The sequence below is a fragment of the Candidatus Ruminimicrobium bovinum genome, from assembly GCF_902760015.1.
GTDB lineage: Bacteria > Elusimicrobiota > Endomicrobiia > Endomicrobiales > Endomicrobiaceae > Ruminimicrobium > Ruminimicrobium bovinum.
The window spans coordinates 1-4576 of the sequence record NZ_CACWEU010000129.1; the positions used below are offsets into that span (position 1 = coordinate 1).

Annotated in this window: 5 protein-coding genes; all 5 read left to right on the forward strand. The window is 30.4% G+C overall.

The window, feature by feature from the left end:
• Positions 1 to 999, forward strand: a 999-nt coding sequence (locus ACMUOV_RS04690; RefSeq protein WP_413853952.1) for a thiamine pyrophosphate-dependent enzyme, incomplete at its 5' end; no start/stop codon positions are given.
• Between the two features lie 42 nt (positions 1000 to 1041).
• A complete protein-coding gene (locus ACMUOV_RS04695) occupies positions 1042 to 2028 on the forward strand; it encodes a PDDEXK nuclease domain-containing protein (protein ID WP_413853953.1) in 987 nt (328 codons plus the stop codon).
• An 11-nt stretch (positions 2029 to 2039) separates the two neighbouring features.
• Positions 2040 to 2507 (forward strand): indolepyruvate oxidoreductase subunit beta, encoded by a 468-nt coding sequence (locus ACMUOV_RS04700; protein WP_413853954.1) that lies wholly within the window; start codon positions 2040 to 2042, stop codon positions 2505 to 2507.
• Positions 2508 to 2723: 216 nt separating this feature from the next.
• Positions 2724 to 3950, forward strand: a complete 1227-nt coding sequence (locus tag ACMUOV_RS04705) for an ATP-binding protein (RefSeq protein ID WP_413853955.1) — start codon at positions 2724 to 2726, stop codon at positions 3948 to 3950.
• 116 nt (positions 3951 to 4066) lie between these two features.
• On the forward strand, positions 4067 to 4576 hold a 510-nt coding region (locus tag ACMUOV_RS04710), incomplete at its 3' end, for a hypothetical protein (RefSeq protein WP_413853956.1).

Here is a 4576-nt window from a genome sequence, read left to right on the forward strand (position 1 = left end):
ATGTATGTTAAAGAAGTATATCCCAATGCTTCCGTATTAAAACTTTCCATGCCGTTTCCTTTCCCCGACAAAAAAATAAAAGAGTTTGCATCTCAAGTGGAAAAAATTGCTGTTGTTGAAGAGAGCGAACCTTTTATAGAAGAACATCTTTTACAGATGGGAATAAAGTGTCAGGGAAAACATTATACATACAGAGTAGGGGAACTTAATCCGGAATCCGTTAGAGATATTGTTGAAGGTAAACCTAAAACCACATATCCGCAGGCGGGAAGAAAACCTGTTTTGTGTCCGGGGTGTCCTCACAGAGCAACATTTGTTGCTTTAAGAAAAACCAAAGTTGTTGTCGCCGGTGATATCGGTTGTTACACACTCGGTGCAACACCGCCGTTATCTGCACTTCACACCACCGTTTGTATGGGTTCAAGTGTAACGATAATGAGCAGTTTAACCAAAATTTTAGGTAAAGATAAAGCTGTTGCCGTAATAGGTGATTCAACATTCTGTCATTCAGGTATAGAAGGGCTTGTTAATTGTGCATACAATAAAACTAAAGGTGTAATAATTATCCTTGATAACGGAACGACTGCAATGACGGGTGCACAACCTAACCCTGCAACGGGAGTTACAGCTAAAGGAGAACAAACAAAGAAACTTGATTTAGTTACTTTATGTAAAGCATGCGGAGCAGATAATGTTGAAGTTATCGGAGACAGTTCTGCCGTGATAGAATCTAAAATAAAAGAATATACCGCAAAAGATGAACTTTCTGTGTTAATAGTAAGAATCGGTCTTTGCAAGATGATAGACAGGAGCAAAAAACCTGCACCGAAATTTTATGCGGACAAATGCAAAAAATGTTATATGTGTGTAAGTGTGGATTGCCCTGCAATATTTAAGGATGAGAACGGAAACATAAAATTGAACGAAAACTTATGTGCGGGCTGCAATGTTTGTGTACAACAATGTAAATTTTCTGCTTTGGAAAAAGCAGAAAATTAGCTTCTCAGCTGAAAATCGCAAAGCGATTTTTTAAGGTGCAAAATGAAAAAAATTAAAAAACAAAATTATAATGACTTTTTGCATAATATAATAGCAGATATAAAAACTGCAAAAGTAAATATTGTCAGAACGGTAAATAAAAATTTAATTTTGTTGTATTGGAATATCGGTAAGCGAATAGCAGAAGAACAGATAATACAAAATTATGGAAAATCCGTTGTAGAGAAATTAAGTAAAGATTTAAGATTTGAGTTTCCTAATGCAAAAGGTTTTTCTCCGAGAAATTTATGGAATATGAAAATGTTCTATGAAACTTATAGCACTAAACAAATTCTGCAACAGCTTGTTGCAGAATTGCCTTGGGGACATAATTTAGTAATTTTAAACAAAATAAAAGATATAAAAGAAACGGAATTTTATCTTAAAAAAGCAATTCAATTCGGTTGGAGCAGAGCCGTATTGGTTCACCATATAGAAAGTGATTTATATGAAAGGCAAGGAAAATCAATAACTAATTTTAAAAAAGTTCTGCCCGATACAAATTCCGATTTAGTGCAACAAACTTTTAAAGATCCTTATATTTTTGATTTTTTAAATATTCAGGAAGAAAAAAAAGAAAAAAATTTAGAAGACCGACTTGTAAAAAATATAACTAAGTTATTGTTAGAACTTGGCACAGGTTTTTCTTTTATTGGAAGACAATACCATATAGCAGTATCAAATAAAGATTTTTATATAGATTTATTATTTTATAACATAGAACTTCACTGTTATGTTGTTGTTGAATTAAAAGCTTGTGAATTTGAACCGGAATTTGCAGGGCAGCTTAATTTTTATGTTACTGCGGTTGACAGACAATTGAGGAAACAAGGAGATAATCCGACAATAGGTTTGTTATTATGCAGAAGTAAAGATAATGTCATTGTAGAATATTCTTTAAGTGATATACATAAACCTATAGGTGTTTCCGAATATAAATTGAAAAAAATAATGCCTACAAAAAAGCAATTGGAAAATATTATTAAATAACGGGAGATACAATGGATACAATAAACATATTATTTTGTGGAACGGGCGGGCAGGGAATTTTAACCGCCGCGGAAATTGTAGGGCTTGCCGCGATGTATGACGGGCATCATGTAAAAAAGTCCGAAGTGCACGGTATGGCACAAAGAGGCGGTTCGGTAGAATCTCATTTAAGATTCGGTAAAGAAGTTTTTTCACCGATAATAGAGTGCGGTAAAGCGGACTTTTTACTTTCTTTTGAAAAAGGTGAACATGAAAGAATGAAATTTATGTTAAAAAAAGACGGAATAGATTTGTTTGAAGATTTTGTTAAGGGGCAGGAAAAAATAACAAATCCTAAATTTTTAAATACATATATGTTGGGAGTATTATCAAAACATTTAAAAATTTCACAGGAAAGTTGGCAAAAAGCATTAAAAGCGGTAATAAAACCGCAGTTTGTAGAAAAAAATATTGAAATTTTTAAAACGGCAGCTGAATAGCTGAAAAGGTGATAAGTTGAAAAGTTTGTTGTAAAAATCGCTATGCGATTTTTAACCCAAAAAACATCTGCATCAGTTTCATTGGCTCACAATAACGAATTTCTTTATATATAAAAATCCGATAAGTGTTTTGGTATATTTTTATATGTTTTTGTTGCAAAATACCTAATATTTTTATAAGTTGACTTTGCAAAATATTTAATATATAATACTGTTATGATAAAAAGAAATATTGTAAAAACTATCAGTAAATATATAAAAACAAACGATATAATAGTGTTACACGGGGCAAGACAGGTAGGTAAAACTACCATAATGAAAATGTTGTATGATGATATAAAAATTGCCAAATACTATTTTGATTTGGAAGACGGAAGATTTTTATCAATATGTAATAACGGTATAGAAGATATTTTATCTTTTTTACGGCAGAAAGGAATAATAAAAAATAAAGAAGACAAATGTTGTATTTTTATAGATGAAGTTCAGTATTTATCAAATCCGTCATCGTTATTAAAGCTTACTTATGATCATTATAAAAATATAAAACTTATAGTGTCCGGTTCGTCAAGTTTCAATATAAAGAAAAAATTTAAAGATTCTTTGGTTGGAAGAACGGTGGATTTTGAAATATTCCCGTTAAATTTTGAAGAATTTTTGGTTTTTAAAGACGAAAAAATAGATTTAACCGAAAAGATAACAAATAAACTTCTAATAAAAAGATTGGAAAATTTATACAGAGAATTTGTTATATGCGGAGGATATCCGAAGATAGTTTTAACAAACGAGACGGAAATGAAAGAAACTTATATCCAGCAGATAATAGATACTTACATAAGTAAAGATATAAGAGATTTGGCAAATGTAAAATATATAGATAGGTTTAACAGATTAATTCAGGTTTTGGCTTCACAAAGCGGGAATTTATTGAATACTACGGAATTATCGAATACAACAAAACTTGCCCGCCAAACGGTAGAAGAATATCTTTTTATTTTAGAGTCCACCTATATAATAAAAATAGTTTCTCCTTATTATAATAATATTCGGTCTGAGCTTTTTAAAATGCCGAAAATATTTTTTTACGATACGGGAATACTTAATATGTTATGGATGAAAATGTTGCCTAAAGAAATATTGGGAAATATTTTTGAAACGGCAGTGTTTTCCGAATTATTAAAAAAATATAAAAAAGAAAATATTCATTTTTGGAGAACTCAAAATAAACAGGAAATAGATTTTATAATAAAATACAAACAAAAAATAATTCCGTTAGAAGCAAAAACCGACAGTTCGTCTTTTTCAAATTCATCAATTAAATTTTTTGCTGAAAAATATAAAATAAAAGATTGTTATTGCACAAGCCTTAATGGAAATAAGAAAGATACAAAATCAGCAAAATTTATAAACCCTTGGGATATATATTCTTTGAATAATTTGTAATTAAATGTATTAACGGAAAGTTAAACAATATAATTATAATTTTACTTATTTTGTTATTGTAAAACAACCTATAAACTTAATATAATATACGAAGTTTATAAAGTTAAGAGGGTTAAATGAAAATTTTAAATTTTAAAATTGTAAGAATGTTTGTTGCATTGATGTTTGTGTTTTCAATAACAGCAAATGTTTTTGCATTTTATCACAAAGAAGAAAATTGGCTTGTTTGTGATTATTGCGGTGCAAAACATATAAATTCTTTCCCGAGAGACGGACATTATGCATGGTGCAAATATGCACCTGCTCAAAGCAGTTCAAGCGGCGGCAGTTCTACCGTATATGTTCCAAAATCAAACTCATCGGATTTAGATTCCGCCATATTGGGAACAGCATTAATAAGTTTATTTTCATCAACACCGGTAAAAACTAAAACACCGCAGGAAATAGCTAATGAACAAAAAAAACAAGCAGAAATAAAATCAGAGAAAGAGAAAATGCGTCAATGGAAGGAAAATAGATTACAATCTAGATTAAGGGATGAGCAGTTTTGGCAAAGCGGAGATTATATTGTAAAAGAAGGTAATTTAAAATATGATGGAGCTAAAGCTTACGGAATTTATAATACA